We start from the raw sequence: 18,738 nt of genomic DNA, 5'->3' as shown, positions 1-18,738 counted from the left end.
AGTATGAAAATAAACAGATCAATTATAGCCGCCCTATTATTGGGGCTCGTCAGTTGTCAAAAGAAAACAGATATGAATCAGGAATCATGGGTAAAAGAAACTTTAGATGTTGCTTCCTATCAATTGGAATTGACGGCAAATGAGCTTGCTGACTCTGCAAAGCTCCCCAGATCTGTATGGGCGGGATACGACATTGACTTTCTTACCAGCCAATTGGAACGAAGTCCCGATTCATTCCAAAAAGCTCTTTTACCTAATCCATCTGTTGAAATAACTGGTAAAAGGCATCTGACCGATATCTACGATTGGACCAGCGGTTTTTTCCCCGGGAGCCTATGGTACGCCTATGAGATGACAAAAAATGAAAAGTTAAAAGAACAAGCTATCCAATATACTAACTTGCTGAACCCGATAAGAAGTTTCAAAGATACGCATGATTTAGGTTTCATGATCAATTGCAGTTTCGGCAATGCTCTCCGCCTGGCTCCCAATGACAGCATCAAAAGCATAATTGTGGAAACAGCAAATAATCTCTGCTCACGTTTCAATCCGGAAATTGGCTGTATCCGCTCATGGGATTTCGGACACTGGAATTTTCCGGTTATCATTGATAATATGATGAACTTGGATTTACTATTTAATGCAACCCGGCTGACCGGAGACAGCACTTATTATAAAGTGGCTGTTAAACATGCCCAGACCACCATAAAACATCATTTCCGTCCGGATTATACATCTTATCATGTCATCAGCTACAACAATGACGGTACAGTGGAAAGTAAAGGTACTTATCAAGGTAAGAACGACGATTCCGCCTGGTCGCGCGGACAAGCTTGGGGAGTTTATGGCTACACTTCATGCTATCGCGAAACTGAAGATACTACATTTCTCCGGGAAGCCATAAACATTGCGGATATGATTATGAAAAGGGTAACTACTGACGACTGCATTCCATATTGGGATTATGATGCACCCACAGGTGAAACCACTCCGAGAGATGCCTCGGCAGCAGCCATCACAGCCTCAGCGCTACTTGAACTTAGCACCTTTGCTCCGGAAGGAAAGAAATATTTCGATTATGCCGAAACCATTCTGAAGAATCTTTCCAGCGATAAATATTTGGCAGCGAAAGGCACTAACCAAGGATTTGTATTAATGCACTCCACCGGTTCACTGCCCCACGGTTCGGAAATAGACGTACCACTGAATTATGCAGACTACTATTATCTGGAAGCTTTACAAAGATATAGGAATCTAACTAAGTAATCAGATTGTTTGATAGGGTAAATCCGTTACTGATGTATGATACGGAAGTAACGGATTTTTTATTTATAAAAGATAATCCGGATATTTCAGTCAAAGATACTTTATAAAAACAAATCATAATATCACAGAATATCATTCTATAATCTGCCTCAATCCGTAATATATATCGTACCTTTGCCGCACAATCATTAAATTGAAAACACAATGGAAAAAGAATCATTCGATTATTCAAGAGTTCCCCATAACTTTGGTCTGTGCGCAACGGCAGATTGCCCTCATGCCGACACTTGCCTACGCCGGATTGCATACACTCATACACCGGCAAGTGTAACTTTTCCGCCTACACTGAATCCGAAAACGATTGAAGCCAGGACAGGGAAGTGCGAATATTACCGTTCCAACCAGAAAGTGCGCTATGCCAAAGGTTTTGTCCGCACCACGGAAGCACTGGCTGTCAGTGCATCAGGAACATTCCGCTACGGGCTGATAGGCACGTGGGGAATCAGAAAATATTATCAGAAACGGAAAGGAGAAACCTTGTTGTCGCCTTCCGAACAACAAAAAGTGATGGCACTGGCCAAGAAGTTGGGTTTGCAACAGGAAGAGTATTTCGATAGCTATGTAGAAGAATATAGCTGGTAACAAGGTTTCCGCTATCTACCATACAACGGACGACCAGTCATATCTTACAAACAAACAGCCGTGCCTCGGCAGGTGAATGAATTTCACCTTACGAGGACACGGCTGCTTTCATTTCATGGTAACAACCTTCACCCCACACGGTAACTTCATTTACACGCCGAGGTAAAGGTCGTTACATACCGAAGTAAAAGCCGTTACAATAAGCGGTAAAAGTCGTTACATACTGCGGTAAATGCTTTTACATTATCAGAAAAACATTTGGTAAATGCAATACATTGAGAATCAACACAAATACTAAAAACAAACAATTTATAATTCTCATCAACCAAACGCAAAATCATACCCCGGTCAAGGCTTTATTCTTTAAAGAACAGTTTCTTCCGCAACACATTCGTGCCATCACTGGCCACCACAATATAGAATCCGCCTTGCATGCCGGATAATTGCAAGGAATTAGTATTCACTTGCTGTGATAATATGCGTCGTCCCGACAAATCAATGATTTCAACTTGATTGTCTACATCGCTCTTCAATCCACTCCAAGCCAACCGACCGTCATAATAATAAATCTCTCCGGCTGATTCTATGACCTCAGGTGATATACTTGTAGGAGTATCGTCCACCAATGCCGCATAGAGCTCGTGGATAGACCAATACCCGCCCTTCGTCCCGGTCTGGATAATTTTGAAATGTGTTGCTGTCTCTTCCGGGAAACCGATAATCAGGACGGAAGTACCGTTTTTCCCTTCGGCTACAAGTTTCCAGTCAGCGTTAGCGCCATTCTTCACATACAGTTCGTAACCGGCAGGACCGTCACCGGGACTTTTTGAAGAATCCAAAATTATTCTGTTCAGCTTATTGGCTGCATTCATATTCACAGTAACCATCTGACCAGCTTTTTGTGACTGTCCTGTATCCCATCGCGTGGATACATTATTGTCAATGGCATTACGGGCGTTTCCATTGTTCACATTGGCGGTAATACTCCACTTAGTACGGCTCAACAAGGCATCGGTAGCCTCAAAAACGGGGGTAAGCGTGAGATTGCAATCCCATTCACCCATCAACTTAATCCTCCACGATTCTACGTCGAGGACACTGGCACCGACAAATGCCTGCTTCTCATGACTTGAATTAGCAATACTGGCGTCAGACTTCATATTTACTACTGCATTGTGCATCCTGGCCTTTCCGGTTGATTTAGGCAAATAGAAATGATAAACGTTACCGGTAGTCGAAAAATTGGCCAGATTCAATACCAAGTTCCCATTATTAATAACAGTCGAATGTTTGGGTCCTCCCCAAAGGTCTATGCCATAAAACTCAGCATTTCCTGTAAATGTTTCACCCAAAGTAATGTAACGGGTATCAGGAAAAGCAGTACTCTTTGCTTCAAGGGCAACTAACTGCGTATTCACCAGCGGAAAACCTGCACTGCCCAGCGCATTGAACATGGCAGAATTCATCGAACCGTCTATACCAAGCCCAAGTGCCTTTCCAGAAGCAGCCCTGCCTGCACCGGACTTATCGAACACAATCCCCTCGTATCCTCCGTAATGGAAATCATTGTAAAGAATCTCATCCGTACAGTCTTCCACCGTAATAAAACGAAGTTCCTTCATATTCTGATCGTATGCCTTGCCATTATCAGCATCGGCATTATTAGACCAAGATCCAAATTTTGTTTCAGCACCACAAGCATAGACAATGGTATTGAACTGCATGTTATTAACCATACCGCCTTGCGAACCTCCGCCTATACGAATCACATTCTTGAAAGCATGTCCTGCCAGATAGTCCACATAGTGGTTATCGCACTTGTTACTGAACAAATCCAGTCCGTTCCAAGCTGCACGTATGCCGACGTTGACAATATAGATATCTTTCCCCTTCCCCTGAATGGTGTACGGATACTGTGCCATCGCAGGCAACATGGAAGAGAGTTGTTCAGGATAATTAATGGATATTCCACGAACACCACTACCGGCTTCAAGTTTCAAGAATGATTCTCCAGAAGGCTGTCCTTTACCGGCATATACCTCAAAAATGGTTCCGTGCCCACGGGGAATACTCCCGAAATCGGCTGCACCACGTAGTTCTACTCCGGTAGGCACAGTAAGAGTCCCGAGCATCTTATACCGCCCGCCGGGAAGATAGACAATACCACCCCCATCAGCTTTGGCTTTATCCAGGGCACTTTGTATAGCTGCAGTAGCATCCTTCGCACTGTTAAGGCCATTGCGGATCGCATTTTGGATACTCTGCGTATTCGTAGAAGAATTGAAAGGCACAACGAAAGGTTCAATACCGAAATCGAGGACATTATAAAGCACCACACGGGCAGGTTTTGTTTCAGGCACACGCAAGTCAGGAAATTCCGGCAGCTTGCTCCTCTCTGTCAGAGCTGTGTGATCTATATGACATTCAAACAGCGAATTGTTTTGAACATCTGCTTTCTTTGCGAAGCGGTTACCCTTAAGAATGCAACGTGCATCCGAACCTATGAAAACTTGCGGAGTAGTATTATTGAAGTCACAATCCGAAGCGACAAAATCACCTGACATACTATTCACCGCTCCCCTTTTTACAGTACATTGCTCCATCATCAAGCGAGAAGAAGAACCGGATTCCATAAGTACAGCATTCTCACGAGCGGATATTTCACATCCGTAAAGCTGAACAGGTCCGTCGGCAGAAGATACAACGATACCATTTTCACAATTCTCCATCTCTACGCGAGTAAACATAATGCCGGAGGAAGAACTACCATCAACATGAATACCAGTCTGGCAGTCTTTCAGATGAAAGCTGTAATTATGACCGTTCGGATTGCCGTCACCGGACATGCTATTTCCGGTCTTAAAACCACAATTATATCCTTCGACATCGACGAAACAGGTGTAAGACCAGTCATTACGACGCATTGTTATACCTACCCCATTTTGATAGATCCAATCTGTGAAAGCGGAACCTGCTTTCGGTGCCCCTTCAAGCCCTGAACCTGCCCAATAATCAGGAGAAAAGTATATCTGCTCAAAACGACCGACGTCAGCTATGTTATCAATCTCAATACCACGGCTCAGTGGGGTTCCATATACATCATAGATATTAGGGCAACCGCCACCGTTCTTTCTGGAAAGGATAATGCCGCTGTAAGAATTCACCAATGTTACATGACGGACATTACAATATTCATTACCCCACACACCATCACGGCCATAAAGCACTGTCGGCGGATAGGGCTTTATATGATCCGGATTCTGGTGTGGGTACCAAATGGAAAGATAGGTCAAGGCAGTGGAAGGCTCCATGGTAATGAAAGATTTCGACTCAAGTTCATCTCCCCCGGCATTGTCTACCATCAGAATGGTTCCCTGTATGGCTACTCCTTTGGTCGGCCGTTTCCATTCGCCACGCAGCGTCACACCTGTAGGAATATAAAGTTTTCCGGTAATACGATAACGGCCGGCAGGAACAAAAAGCACACCGCCACGCCTGTTCTCACCGAGTTTATTAAGTGCTGTTTGGAAAATACTCCACGAGTCTTTCACTCCGGTAGGATCTGCTCCAAAGTCAGCTACAACGTCATACGTTGCCACACCGACGTCATCCGCCGGATATTCATCCGACACAATCAGTTTCCAGTTACCAGGCTTATCACTCGATTGTGCCTGCACACTTACAGCTAATAAAGCTGAGATAAAAAGAAGTAATAATTTTTTCATGCTACATCAATTAATTAGATTACGGATATCAAAGAAATGATGTCGCAAATATCCACCGGAGTGATTAAAGAAAAGATTAATATGACATTAAAAACCAACTAATTTTATCTCTATATACTTAAAATGCGAGAGGCAGGATATTAATACAACACCCTGCCTCTCTAAAATTATATGAATAAAGATTTATTCTTCGTCCATCAAGATTTCCAGAATCTGACAAGCAGCTTTGGCAACCGGAGTTCCGGGACCAAAAATAGCAGCCACACCGGCTTTATACAAGAAATCATAGTCCTGTGCAGGAATCACTCCACCTGCAATTACGATGATATCCTCACGGCCCAGCTTCTTCAGTTCGTCAATGATCTGCGGAACCAACGTCTTGTGTCCGGCAGCCAATGAAGATACGCCCACTACATGAACGTCGTTTTCAACAGCTTCGCGGGCAGCTTCGGCAGGCGTCTGGAACAACGGTCCCATATCCACGTCGAAACCACAGTCGGCATATCCGGTCGCAACTACTTTAGCGCCACGGTCGTGACCGTCCTGACCCATTTTGGCAACCATAATACGGGGCTGACGTCCCTCTTTCTTCGCAAACTTCTCGGCCAATTCGCAAGCACGCTTGAAGTCGCTGTCATTCTTACTTTCTGATGAATACACGCCTGATATAGTTCTGATTACTGCTTTATAACGTCCTACAATTTTTTCACAAGCATAAGAGATTTCTCCCAATGTAGCGCGAACACGGGCAGCTTCTACTGCCAGTTCCAGTAAATTGCCTTCCTTGGTTTCCACGCATTTGGTAATAGCTTCCAATGCTTTCTGTACTTCAGCCTCGTTTCTTCCTTCTTTCAAGCGTTTCAGGTTTTCAATCTGTTCCAGACGAACAGCCGTATTGTCGATTTCGAGGATATCAATCGGAGCTTCTTTCTCCAGACGATATTTATTCACACCAACGATAGTCTGAGAACCGGAGTCGATACGAGCCTGTGTACGCGCAGCAGCTTCTTCGATACGCATCTTAGGAATACCAGTTTCGATAGCCTTTGCCATACCACCCAGTTTTTCTACTTCCTGAATAAGCTCCCAAGCCTTGTGAGCCAGTTCGTTTGTCAGAGACTCTACATAATAAGAACCTCCCCATGGGTCAACGTTCTTACAGATATAAGTTTCTTCCTGGATATAAATCTGAGTATTACGGGCAATACGGGCAGAGAAGTCTGTCGGCAATGCGATAGCCTCATCAAGAGCATTGGTATGCAGAGACTGGGTATGTCCCAAAGCAGCAGCCATAGCCTCGATACAAGTACGGCCTACATTATTGAACGGATCCTGTTCAGTCAACGACCAACCGGAAGTCTGGGAGTGTGTACGCAAAGCCAGTGATTTCGGATTCTTCGGATTGAACTGTTTAACGATCTTTGCCCAAAGCATACGAGCCGCACGCATCTTGGCAATTTCCATGAAGTGATTGGTACCGATAGCCCAGAAGAAAGACAAACGCGGAGCAAAAGCATCGATATCTATGCCTGCGGCAACACCGGCACGAAGGTATTCAAGACCGTCGGCCAACGTATAAGCCAACTCAATGTCTGCCGTAGCTCCCGCTTCCTGCATGTGGTAACCGGAGATAGAGATAGAGTTGAACTTCGGCATCTTCTGAGAAGTATATTCGAAAATATCGGATATGATCTTCATGGAGAATGCAGGCGGATAAATATAGGTATTACGCACCATGAATTCTTTCAGAATGTCGTTCTGGATAGTACCTGCCATTTCTTCCAATTTAGCACCTTGTTCCAGACCAGCATTGATATAGAATGCCAGAATTGGAAGGACAGCACCATTCATAGTCATGGACACAGACATCTTGTTCAAAGGAATACCGTCAAAAAGAACCTTCATATTCTCCAGTGAGCAGATAGATACACCGGCCTTGCCCACATCACCTACCACACGTTCATGGTCAGGGTCGTAGCCGCGGTGTGTAGCCAAGTCGAAGGCTACAGACAAACCTTTCTGTCCGGAAGCCAGATTACGACGGTAGAATGCATTTGATTCTTCAGCTGTAGAGAATCCGGCATACTGACGGATTGTCCAGGGGCGTAGTGTGTACATCACTGAGTACGGGCCACGCAGATAAGGAGGCAGACCGGCAGCATAGCCCAAATGTTCCATGCCTTCCAGGTCTTCTTTTGTATAAACAGGCTTCACTTCAATGTGTTCCGGCGTTTTCCAATCAGCATGGATGCCGTTAGCCTTTTGCCACTCAGCACCGTTAGCGGGCTTGAATGCGGCATATATATCTAAGTTTTTAAAATCTTTTCTCATCTTACTTCAAAAGTTTAGCGTTGTATTCCTTTAATGTTTCCAGTACGTTGACACGAACATGGATGAAGTTCTCGATACCGGCAGCTTTCAGCTCGTCCATATTAGCAGGAGCACCGGCTACGATAAACATAGCACGACCATTCAGAACCTTGAAAGCCGGAACAGCGTATTCTGCATATTCATCATCACTGGAACAAAGTACCACGATATCAGCCTTAGCAGCCATCGCAGCTTCCACACCAGCTTCTACAGTCGGGAAGCCCAGGTTATCAACAACCTCATATCCGGCACAAGCCAGGAAGTTACAAGAGTACTGAGCACGTGCCTGACGCATAGCCAGATTACCGATAGTCAGCATAAAGGCTTTCGGACGCTTGCCTGAAGCTTCTGTTTCGAGGCGTAATGCTTCGAATTCACTGGCAGCACGGTCAAAGTTGAGTGTAGCCACATCTTTTTCACAAGTATCATGACCACCACAGCAGCAAGTAGCTTCCAATGGTTTCTTCTCGCCTGCCTTCTCATTAAAGTTCGGGAACTGATTCGTACCCAGCAACACTTCGCGACGTTGAGCAACAGCTTTATGACGAGCCTTGTTACTTTCGTTCACAGCTGCCTGCACCGTACCTGCTTTTACAGCAGCATAAAAGCCACCTTCCTCTTCAACAGCCAGGAAAAGTTCCCAAGCTTGTTTAGCAATGGACACAGTCAGATTTTCAATATAGTAAGAACCGGCAGCAGGGTCAATCACCTTATCGAAGTGAGACTCCTCTTTCAGCAACAATTGCTGGTTGCGGGCCATACGTTCCGAAAATTCATTCGGAGCATCGTAAGTCTTATCGAACGGAGTTACTGTCATTGAATCCACACCTGCCAGTGCAGCACTCATAGCCTCTGTCTGCGTACGCAACAGGTTTACATGAGCATCAAATAAAGTAAGGTTGAACGTAGAAGTCTCAGCATGTATGTGCATTTTGGCAGCACATTGAGCATCGGCATCATAAGAAGCTACGATGTTTGCCCACAACATACGGGCAGCACGGAACTTAGCAATCTCAAGGAAGTAATTAGAGCTGATACCAAAGTTGAATTTAATCTTCTTGGCAACAAGAGCAGCAGGAACTCCTGCTTCTGTCAGTTGATTCATATATTCATTACCCCAAGCAAGAGCATAGCCCAGTTCCTGGGAAATGTATGCTCCGGCATTGTTCAGCGTCAAAGCTGTCACATTCAGTACACGGTATTTCGGCAGAGCAGTAGTTGCTTCAATCAGAGCTTTGGCTGTTTGCACCATATCACCCTTTTCTTTGCCTTTTGCCAGCATCTTGTCGAAGAAATCGTAACCAATGGAACCCTGCAACTTTGCCAAGTCATAACCTTTCTTCTGGAAGTAAGCCACCAAAAGCTCTGCAAGTGCTACCACGTGTCCCTGACAAGTATAGAAGTTCAGTTCTACACACTCAGCGCAGATTCCCTCAAGCAAAGTCTCGATGTATTCGGCATTGAGTTCTTTTGCCTTTACACGGAAAGCCAGTGAATCGATACCTTTATTCAGGATGTCCAGTGCTTTCGCATTGGCTTCCTTAGGGCATTCCACTTTAATTTCCTGGCGAACAAGCCACTCGTTGTTGTCTTTCTTGGTACCTCTGAGATAAGGGAATTCACCGGGAAGTGCATTCGTCGTTTTCAATTCTTCGAGGTCTTCCATGCGGTAGAAAGGTTTTACCTTGAATCCTTCGTTTGTTTTCCAAACGAGTTTCTTCTCAAAATCAGCGCCTTTCAGGTCAGCTGTTACTTTCTCCATCCACTGTTCGGTGGTGGTGGGAGCAAAGTCCGAGAAGAGTTTTTCTTTACTGTCTGCCATAGTTTATTTTATAATTAATAAAGATAATAAGTAATCTCTTCATTTACCTATTTGTCTAGAATAGGATTCGCAAATATACTCAATAACTTAATAATACAAGGTCTTTTAAGTAAAATTCGCATGGAGAAATGACATTCTGCAAGTATGATTTTCGTATGTATATACATGATTGCAAAGTACACTTTACATTTTAGAGTATAAACTAATATCCTTGCATACTACCCAATTAGCCTCTGACACCTTTACCTATATTCCAAAAGAAAAACTCCAGCAAACCCTTTGCCACCTCCCTTTTAATGCCTACCTTTGCGCGAAAATTCAATAAGCTAATAAAAAAGATAAACAAAAGTAACTATGGATTGGTTAGAGAGTTTGTTATGGGACCCTGCCTCCGTCGCCCATATTGTATGCTTGTATGCATTCGTAATATCTGTCGGCGTGCTTTTGGGTAAGATTAAAATTTTCGGGATATCACTAGGTGTCACATTTGTGCTTTTCACTGGTATTCTGATGGGACATTTCGGTTTTACGGGTGAGACACACATTTTGCACTTTATCCGCGAATTCGGGTTAATTTTATTTGTATTCTGTATCGGTCTGCAAGTAGGACCGTCATTCTTTTCTTCTTTTAAAAAAGGTGGAATGACCCTGAACATGCTTGCAGTAGGCATTGTGGTACTGAATATAGCAGTAGCTCTGGGTATTTATTTCATCGACGGGGGAATCGACCTTCCCATGATGGTAGGTATCCTATATGGTGCTGTCACCAATACTCCGGGTTTGGGTGCCGCACAGGAAGCCTTGAATCAGTTAAGCTACACAGGTGATCCTATCGCACTGGGATATGCTTGCGCTTACCCCCTTGGTGTTGTCGGCATCATCGGTTCTATCATTGCCGTCCGCTACATCTGCCGGGTGAACCTGAAAAAAGAAGAAGATGAACTGGCCGTTCAGACTTCTGACATGAAACATATGCCCCACATGTTACATCTGGAAGTCCGCAACGAATCTATCGACGGGAAAAAGCTCATCCAGATCAAGGAGTTTATGGGACGTCCTTTTGTATGCTCACGCATCCGTCACGAGGGACACGTCAGCATCCCTAACCAAGACACTGAATTCCATATCGGCGACCAGGTATTTATTGTATGTTCCGAAGAAGACGCTGAAGCAGTAACCGCTTTCATCGGTAAAGAAATTCAGGTAGACTGGGAAAAACAAGACATGCCGATGGTTTCACGCCGTATATTGGTGACAAAATCCGAAATCAATGGCAAAAAATTAGGCAGCCTCCATTTCCGTAGTATGTACGGAGTAAACGTAACCCGTATCAATCGTTCCGGTATGGACTTGTTTGCTGATCCGAACCTGATACTACAAGTAGGTGACCGTGTAATGGTCGTTGGCCAGCAAGATGCCGTAGAGCGTGTTGCAGGAGTACTGGGTAATCAACTGAAACGTCTGGATACGCCTAATATTGTGACTATCTTCGTGGGTATCTTCCTGGGTATCTTGCTGGGTAGTCTTCCTATCGCTTTTCCGGGCATACCCACTCCAGTCAAGCTCGGTCTGGCAGGTGGTCCGCTGGTAGTAGCTATTCTCATCGGTCGCTTCGGTCATAAGCTGAAACTGGTGACTTATACAACTATGAGTGCCAACCTGATGCTACGTGAAATCGGTATCGTACTCTTCCTTGCCAGCGTAGGTATCGAAGCCGGCGCTCACTTTGTAGAAACAGTGGTAGAAGGCTCCGGTTTGCTGTATGTAGGCTATGGTTTCCTGATCACTGTTATTCCTTTGCTGATTATCGGTATGATTGCCCGCTTCTACTGCAAAGTAAATTACTTCACCCTGATGGGATTAATTGCCGGTAGTAACACAGACCCTCCTGCATTAGCTTATGCTAACCAGGCATCCGGCAATGATGCTCCGGCAGTAGGTTACTCTACTGTTTATCCGCTGACAATGTTCCTGCGTATTCTGGCAGGCCAGATGATATTGCTGACAATGATGTAATGTCAGATGATATAAAAGAAAAGAGAGATTACGCAATTGTAGTCTCTCTTTTTTTTGTTCTGTTTTTCCCCTTCATATTACCAAAACCGTATTTTCTCCGTACTTGCTCCATGTCTATACACTTAGACTTGGTATGGAGTTGGTACGGGCTTGATACGGAGAAGGTATGGTCCGGGTTAGAAATTGTTCTGTTTTACTTTATTTTAAGTTTCACAAAATCTTCTATAAAATCGATAGTCTTTTCAATCCCCAGCACGGAAGAATCAATGCACAGATGATAGGTTGCCGCAGCTCCCCAGGTCTTGTAGCTATAATAGTTATAATATTCCGAACGTTTTTTATCAGCCTTATTCATCATATTTTCGGCTTCTTCTTCTGAAACATGATGTGAAGCGCACAAGCGGGCAACGCGTGCTTCATGCGAAGCGGAAATAAAGATATTGGCACAACGAGGATGATCACGCAGTATATAATCAGCACAACGGCCTACAAAAAGGCAGGATTTCTCTGCTGCCAACTGGCGGATTACATCGCTCTGCACCTTGAAAAGTGCATCGTTACTGAGGCAATTCTGGGTTGGTAAAGCACCATCTCCCACAAAAGGGAAACGCATGCCGAAGAGTCCGCCGATAATCCCTTGCGAAGCACGCTCATCGGCTTTCTCAAAGAACTCACGGCATAGACCGCTCTCCTTGGAAGCCAGAGTTATTAACTCCTTGTCATAGAAATCGATACCCAAACGGGCTGCCAACTTCTCCCCTATCTCCTTTCCGCCACTTCCCAATTGGCGACCGATGTTCACAACGAATTTCTTATTCATAGCTTCAATCTAAATATTGGTTTACTAATAGCAAAAGTAAGGATTTATAGGAAAGAAACAAAAAAATAATCTATACTAATTTTCCGGTTATAACTAACTTTACCACGAACCGCATGTTTTTCACACTATCCTTCGCCTCTTTTAAATTTACGGAACTGGCTAACCAACATCACCATTGCCACCAAACTGGCAAGCAAATCGGAAACCGGCATACTATACCAAACACCGGCCGCACCGAAGAAATGGGGAAGAATTATCAGTGCCGGAAGCAAGAAAAGCATCTGGCGGGTAAGAGACAAGAAGATAGCCTTGCTCGCCATCCCGATACTCTGGAAGAAATTCGACGTCACCATCTGGAAACCGATTATCGGGAAGAACATCACTACAATACGCAGTCCACGTGCCGAAATAGCTATCAATTCTTCGTCAGAAGTAAATATGGAAACCACCAGATCGGGTATAATCATCCCCATCAGGAAACCTGATGTGGTGACAACCGTAGCAAAAATTATAGTCAGTTTCAGCACCCGGGAAACACGTGCATATTGCTGCGCACCAAAGTTATATCCGGCAATAGGCTGCATGCCCTGATTCAATCCCATCACGATCATTACGAATATAAATACCAGGCGGTTGACAATACCGAATGCACCGATAGACAAGTCTCCGCCATAGCGCTTCAACCCCTGATTAATGACAATTACAATAAAACATGCTGCCAGATTCATCAGGAAAGGAGACATACCGATAGCAAGCGAATCCATCACAATCTTACGGCGCAGGCGGAATATGCCGCGATGGAAATGCAGCAGTTCGTCTTTGTTGCTGAATATCTTGAATTGCCACAACAGTGAAATAACCTGTGCTATGATAGTAGCAATGGCAGCTCCACGAATCCCCCAGCCGAAACCGTAAATAAACAAAGGGTCAAGTATCGTATTGATGGCTACTGTAGCGATAGTGGCGTACATTGCCTTTTGCGGATGTCCGGAAGAGCGTAGAACAGCATTTAAGCCAAGATAAAGATGAGTGACAACATTGCCCAGCAAAATAATCTGCATGTATTCGCGGGCGTACTTCACTGTTTCGTCACTACCCCCAAAGAAGTAAAGGATGGGATCGAGGAATATCATCGTAACAACCGTAAATGCCAATCCCAGCACGATATTTAGCACCAGTACATTACCCAAAATACGCTGGGCTGTATCGTAATCTTTTTGTCCCAGTTTAACCGAAACCAATGTGGAAGCTCCAACTCCTACCAACGAGCCAAACGCAGCAGCAAGATTCATCAGGGGAAAAGTTAGCGCCAATCCCGAAATAGCCATTGTGCCTACTCCGTGACCGATAAAAATGCTATCCACCATATTATATAAAGAAGATGCCGTCATAGCGATAATTGCCGGTACGGCATATTGCATCAGTAGCTTTCCAATCTGTTCTGTTCCCAACGCTGTGGGTGCCTTTTGTCCTGTCATAATACCTATTTCCTCTATTTTAGGGTACAAAGGTACTGATTTTCCCATAAGCAAACAAAAAAAGGAGAACAAAGAGATTATCGCTACTTCAAAGAGAAATTCATTCACTCCACTGAGAATGTACACGTTGACTTTAAACTTTTCCTAATTCTCCCCTTCTTCATGCCATTATATGAAAAATGTTTCGTATTTTTGCTCCCAAATTGTGTTAATGTACAACGAAATGAATGTATTAGAACTAAGTGAACAGGAAATCATTCGACGTAATAGTATGAATGAACTTCGCGCGATGGGCATCGACCCCTATCCCGCTGCAGAGTATGTAACCAATGCTTTCTCTACAGATATAAAAGCGGAATTTAAAGATGACGCAGAACCTCGCAAGGTATCCGTAGCCGGACGTATGATGACGCGCCGGGTGATGGGTAAAGCTTCGTTCGTTGAATTGCAGGACTCCAAAGGTCGCATTCAGGTGTATATCACTCGCGACGATATCTGTCCGGGAGAAGACAAGGAACTCTACAATACTGTATTCAAACGCCTGCTCGACTTAGGCGACTTCATTGGAATCGAAGGTTTTGTTTTCCGTACTCAGATGGGCGAAATCAGTATCCACGCCCAGAAGTTGACCGTATTGGCAAAATCCATCAAGCCACTGCCTATCGTAAAATACAAAGACGGTGTAGCTTATGACTCTTTTGAAGATCCTGAACTGCGTTATCGCCAACGTTACGTCGACCTTATTGTAAATGACGGCGTAAAAGATACATTCTTAAAGCGTGCCACTGTCATTAAGACTATGCGTGCCGTACTGGATGAAGCCGGCTATACCGAAGTGGAAACTCCCATTCTGCAATCTATAGCAGGTGGAGCAAGCGCCCGCCCGTTCATTACCCACCACAACTCACTGAATATTGACCTGTATCTGCGTATCGCTACCGAGCTTTACCTGAAACGTCTGATTGTAGGTGGTTTTGAGGGTGTTTATGAAATCGGTAAGAACTTCCGTAACGAAGGTATGGACAAGAACCATAATCCGGAGTTCACCTGTATGGAGCTTTACGTACAATATAAGGATTACAATTGGATGATGAGCTTTACCGAAAAATTGCTGGAACGTATCTGCATTGCCGTAAATGGCAGCGAAGAGACTACCATCGACGGTAAGACTATCAGTTTCAAGGCACCATATCGCCGCTTGCCTATCCTGGATGCTATCAAGGAGAAAACCGGTTACGACCTCAATGACAAGAGTGAGGAAGAAATCCGCCAGATCTGTAAAGAGCTGAAAATGGAGATTGATGACACCATGGGCAAGGGTAAGCTAATAGATGAAATATTCGGTGAATTCTGTGAAGGAACCTTCATCCAACCAACATTCATCACTGACTATCCTGTTGAAATGAGTCCGTTGACCAAGATGCACCGCAGCAAACCGGGTCTGACTGAACGTTTTGAATTGATGGTGAATGGTAAAGAACTTGCCAATGCGTACAGTGAGTTGAATGATCCCATCGATCAGGAAGAGCGTTTCAAAGATCAGTTACGCCTGAGCGAAAAGGGTGACGATGAAGCAATGTTCATCGACCAAGACTTCTTGCGTGCTCTGCAATTCGGTATGCCTCCCACATCTGGTATCGGTATCGGTATCGACCGTCTTACTATGCTGATGACAGGTAAGTCATATATTCAGGAAGTGCTATTCTTCCCGCAAATGCGTCCCGAGAAGGTTACCCCGAAAGATGCTCCGGCCAAATATATGGAACTGGGTATTGCTGAAGACTGGATACCCGTTATCCAGAAAGCCGGCTACAACACAATAGAAGACATGAAAGGTGTAAATCCGCAAAAGTTGCATCAGGACATTTGCGGTATCAACAAAAAATACAAATTGGAACTGACCAACCCGTCTGTAAACGACGTAGAAGGCTGGATCGAAAAAATTAAGAATTAAAGAATTAAAAATTAAATAAGAAGATTAAAGATCGAACGAGGGAAAGGAGTTTACTTTCCTTTCCCTCTTTTAATTTTTAATTATTAATTATTAATTTCGATATGAAACTACCCGGAAAGATAGCCATAATGGGCGGAGGAAGCTGGGCTACAGCCATTGCAAAAATGGTACTTGCTCAGGCTGAGTCGATTAACTGGTATATGCGACGAGATGATCGTATAACTGATTTTAAACGACTGGGCCATAACCCTGCCTACCTGACGGGCGTCAAATTTGACATGAAACGTATCAATTTCTCCTCAAACATCAACGATGTGGTGAAGGAGTCTGATACGCTGATATTTGTCACCCCTTCCCCATATCTCAAAGCCCACTTAAAGAAACTGAAAACGCGGATACGGGATAAATTCATCATCACTGCTATTAAAGGAATCGTACCCGATGACAATCTGATCGTATCGGAGTACTTCACAAAAGAATATGGCGTTCCACCTGAAAATATTGCTGTATTGGCAGGTCCCTGCCATGCGGAAGAAGTAGCCCTGGAACGTCTCTCTTATCTCACCATTGCCTGCCCGGACACAGACAAAGCATGTACCATCGCCCGTCGTCTGGCCAGTTCATTCATTAAAACATCTGTCAGTAATGACGTAGCCGGTATAGAATACAGCTCTGTACTGAAAAACGTGTACGCCATTGCCGCAGGTATTTGCAGTGGTCTGAAATATGGTGATAATTTCCAGGCAGTATTGATATCCAATGCCGTACAGGAAATGAATCGTTTCCTGCAAACGGTACATCCGTTGAACAGAAACGTGAATGATTCTGTTTATTTAGGTGACTTGCTGGTGACAGGGTATTCTAATTTCAGCCGTAACCGTACATTTGGTACAATGATCGGTAAGGGATACTCTGTGAAAAGTGCGCAGATAGAAATGGAGATGATTGCCGAAGGATACTACGGAACAAAGTGTATCAAGGAAATCAACAAACATCACCATGTCAATATGCCGATACTGGATGCTGTCTATAACATCTTGTACGAACGCATTTCACCCATGATAGAAATCAAGTTGCTGACTGACTCGCTCAGATAGAAGTATAATAAACAACATACAATAAACATCTTTTAAATCAAAAGCAACTCAGTTCCCCCTTTTCCATGGGAAAGGGATGAGAGGAGAGGCTTTTAAAACCTAGAATATTATGATTAGTTTGAACATCGAAAAGACTTTTGGATTTATCTCCAAAGCATCTGTTGCTGCTTACGAAGCTCAGGTAAAGGCTGCGCAGGAAGCATTGGAAAACGGTACCGGAAAAGGAAATGACTTCCTGGGCTGGTTGCACCTCCCTTCATCTATCAGTCAAGAGCATCTGGCCGACCTGAAAGCTACTGCACAGGTTATGCGCGACAATTGCGATGTAGTAATCGTTGCCGGTATCGGCGGAAGCTACCTCGGCGCACGTGCAGTTATCGAGGCTTTATCAAACAGTTTCACCTGGTTACAGGAAAAGAAAAATGCGCCTGTCATGATCTATGCAGGACACAATATCAGCGAAGATTATTTGTATGAACTGACCGAATTCCTGAAAGACAAGAAATTCGGTGTCATCAATATCTCCAAATCAGGAACTACTACCGAAACTGCTCTTGCTTTCCGCCTGCTGAAAAAGCAATGCGAAAACCAACGCGGTAAGGATATGGCTAAGAAAGTAATCGTTGCCATCACGGATGCAAAGAAAGGCGCTGCCCGCATTACAGCCGATAAAGAAGGCTACAAATCATTCATTATCCCCGATAACGTAGGAGGACGTTTCTCCGTACTGACTCCGGTAGGTTTATTGCCGATTGCAATAGCTGGCTTCGACATCGAAAAATTAGTTGCCGGTGCTGCGGATATGGAAAAGGCTTGCGGAGTAAATGTTCCGTTTGCAGAGAACTTGGCTGCACAATATGCCGCTACTCGTAACGAGTTGTACAAGAATGGCAAGAAGATTGAAATTCTTGTGAACTTCTGCCCGAAACTGCACTATGTAAGCGAATGGTGGAAACAACTTTACGGAGAATCGGAAGGTAAGGAAAATAAAGGTATTTTCCCGGCTGCTGTAGACTTCTCTACCGACCTGCACTCCATGGGACAATGGATTCAGGAAGGCGAACGCACTATCTTTGAAACTGTAATCTCTGTAGAGAAAGTAGACCACAAACTGGAAGTACCTTCTGATGAAGCAAACCTGGACGGCCTGAACTTCCTGGCAGGTAAGCGTGTGGACGAAGTAAACAAGATGGCCGAACTGGGTACTCAGTTGGCTCACGTAGACGGTGGTGTGCCTAATATGCGTATCATTATCGAGAAACTGGACGAATATAACATCGGTCAGTTGCTTTATTTCTTTGAAATCGGTTGTGGTATCAGCGGTTATCTGCTGGGCGTTAATCCATTTAACCAACCGGGTGTAGAAGCATACAAGAAGAATATGTTTGCTCTGCTGAATAAGCCGGGATACGAAGAAGAGTCAAAAGCTATCCAGGCAAGACTCTAAAGAGGCATAAGTTAAACACAGATAGACGAGGTGTGAATGATTAAACTCATTTGCACCTCGTTTTTTTATTGTATCTTTGCAGCCATAAAACAATAGGTATT

At 44.2% G+C, this 18,738-nt stretch carries 11 protein-coding genes; 6 read left to right on the top strand and 5 right to left on the bottom strand.

Annotated features, from left to right (window positions below; genetic code table 11):
• The first annotated feature begins 3 nt into the window (after positions 1–3).
• A complete protein-coding gene (locus tag BWI44_RS01330; RefSeq protein ID WP_195208357.1) occupies positions 4–1,266 on the top strand; it encodes a DUF4995 domain-containing protein in 1,263 nt (420 codons plus the stop codon).
• 204 nt (positions 1,267–1,470) lie between these two features.
• A complete protein-coding gene (locus BWI44_RS01325; RefSeq protein WP_130069860.1) occupies positions 1,471–1,908 on the top strand; it encodes a DUF6078 family protein in 438 nt (145 codons plus the stop codon).
• 356 nt (positions 1,909–2,264) lie between these two features.
• Here the strand turns inward: BWI44_RS01325 and BWI44_RS01320 are convergent, their stop codons facing one another.
• The 3 genes from BWI44_RS01320 to mutA all read right to left on the bottom strand — a co-directional run bounded on the left by BWI44_RS01320 (position 2,265) and on the right by mutA (position 9,825).
• Positions 2,265–5,633, bottom strand: a complete 3,369-nt coding sequence (locus BWI44_RS01320) for a glycosyl hydrolase family 28-related protein (RefSeq protein ID WP_195208358.1) — start codon at positions 5,631–5,633, stop codon at positions 2,265–2,267.
• A gap of 183 nt (positions 5,634–5,816) precedes the next feature.
• Positions 5,817–7,964: a methylmalonyl-CoA mutase gene (gene scpA, locus BWI44_RS01315; protein WP_007659955.1), complete on the bottom strand. Its 2,148-nt coding sequence runs from the start codon at positions 7,962–7,964 to the stop codon at positions 5,817–5,819.
• Between the two features lies 1 nt (position 7,965).
• Complete coding sequence (gene mutA, locus BWI44_RS01310; protein ID WP_195208359.1) at positions 7,966–9,825, bottom strand: methylmalonyl-CoA mutase small subunit; 1,860 nt, start codon at positions 9,823–9,825, stop codon at positions 7,966–7,968.
• A 354-nt stretch (positions 9,826–10,179) separates the two neighbouring features.
• On the opposite strand from mutA, the gene BWI44_RS01305 reads away from it, so the two are divergent.
• Complete coding sequence (locus BWI44_RS01305; protein ID WP_021967551.1) at positions 10,180–11,841, top strand: putative transporter; 1,662 nt, start codon at positions 10,180–10,182, stop codon at positions 11,839–11,841.
• Between the two features lie 193 nt (positions 11,842–12,034).
• On the opposite strand, the gene BWI44_RS01300 is transcribed toward BWI44_RS01305, so the two are convergent.
• Together BWI44_RS01300 and BWI44_RS01295 are read right to left on the bottom strand one after the other, a co-directional pair.
• Complete coding sequence (locus tag BWI44_RS01300; RefSeq protein ID WP_007659959.1) at positions 12,035–12,661, bottom strand: cytidylate kinase-like family protein; 627 nt, start codon at positions 12,659–12,661, stop codon at positions 12,035–12,037.
• A 125-nt stretch (positions 12,662–12,786) separates the two neighbouring features.
• Positions 12,787–14,139 (bottom strand): MATE family efflux transporter, encoded by a 1,353-nt coding sequence (locus BWI44_RS01295; protein ID WP_195208477.1) that lies wholly within the window; start codon positions 14,137–14,139, stop codon positions 12,787–12,789.
• Positions 14,140–14,362: 223 nt separating this feature from the next.
• Here BWI44_RS01295 and lysS point away from each other — a divergent pair, with 223 nt between their 5' ends.
• The 3 genes from lysS (at position 14,363) to BWI44_RS01280 (ending at position 18,637) form a co-directional block, all read left to right on the top strand.
• Positions 14,363–16,093: a lysine--tRNA ligase gene (gene lysS, locus BWI44_RS01290; protein ID WP_138291901.1), complete on the top strand. Its 1,731-nt coding sequence runs from the start codon at positions 14,363–14,365 to the stop codon at positions 16,091–16,093.
• Positions 16,094–16,194: 101 nt separating this feature from the next.
• Positions 16,195–17,190 (top strand): NAD(P)H-dependent glycerol-3-phosphate dehydrogenase, encoded by a 996-nt coding sequence (locus BWI44_RS01285; protein WP_007210337.1) that lies wholly within the window; start codon positions 16,195–16,197, stop codon positions 17,188–17,190.
• Between the two features lie 109 nt (positions 17,191–17,299).
• The gene (locus BWI44_RS01280; RefSeq protein ID WP_117706887.1) at positions 17,300–18,637 is read left to right on the top strand and encodes a glucose-6-phosphate isomerase; all 1,338 of its coding nucleotides are present in this window, start codon (positions 17,300–17,302) and stop codon (positions 18,635–18,637) included.
• Positions 18,638–18,738 lie beyond the last annotated feature (101 nt).

It is taken from the genome of Bacteroides sp. Phil13 (genome assembly GCF_001940965.1).
In the GTDB taxonomy this organism is placed as follows: domain Bacteria; phylum Bacteroidota; class Bacteroidia; order Bacteroidales; family Bacteroidaceae; genus Bacteroides; species Bacteroides intestinalis.
This window is presented reverse-complemented; position numbering and strand designations above follow the sequence as displayed.

Bases quoted from the DNA above. Each gene is read 5' to 3' on its own strand.
- BWI44_RS01295 (WP_195208477.1), bottom strand. From the start codon at position 14,139: ATGACAGGACAAAAGGCACCCACAGCGTTGGGAACAGAACAGATTGGA.
- BWI44_RS01330 (WP_195208357.1), top strand. From the start codon at position 4: ATGAAAATAAACAGATCAATTATAGCCGCCCTATTATTGGGGCTCGTC.
- BWI44_RS01320 (WP_195208358.1), bottom strand. From the start codon at position 5,633: ATGAAAAAATTATTACTTCTTTTTATCTCAGCTTTATTAGCTGTAAGT.
- mutA (WP_195208359.1), bottom strand. From the start codon at position 9,825: ATGGCAGACAGTAAAGAAAAACTCTTCTCGGACTTTGCTCCCACCACC.
- BWI44_RS01325 (WP_130069860.1), top strand. From the start codon at position 1,471: ATGGAAAAAGAATCATTCGATTATTCAAGAGTTCCCCATAACTTTGGT.
- lysS (WP_138291901.1), top strand. From the start codon at position 14,363: ATGAATGTATTAGAACTAAGTGAACAGGAAATCATTCGACGTAATAGT.
- BWI44_RS01300 (WP_007659959.1), bottom strand. From the start codon at position 12,661: ATGAATAAGAAATTCGTTGTGAACATCGGTCGCCAATTGGGAAGTGGC.
- BWI44_RS01285 (WP_007210337.1), top strand. From the start codon at position 16,195: ATGAAACTACCCGGAAAGATAGCCATAATGGGCGGAGGAAGCTGGGCT.
- scpA (WP_007659955.1), bottom strand. From the start codon at position 7,964: ATGAGAAAAGATTTTAAAAACTTAGATATATATGCCGCATTCAAGCCC.
- BWI44_RS01280 (WP_117706887.1), top strand. From the start codon at position 17,300: ATGATTAGTTTGAACATCGAAAAGACTTTTGGATTTATCTCCAAAGCA.
- BWI44_RS01305 (WP_021967551.1), top strand. From the start codon at position 10,180: ATGGATTGGTTAGAGAGTTTGTTATGGGACCCTGCCTCCGTCGCCCAT.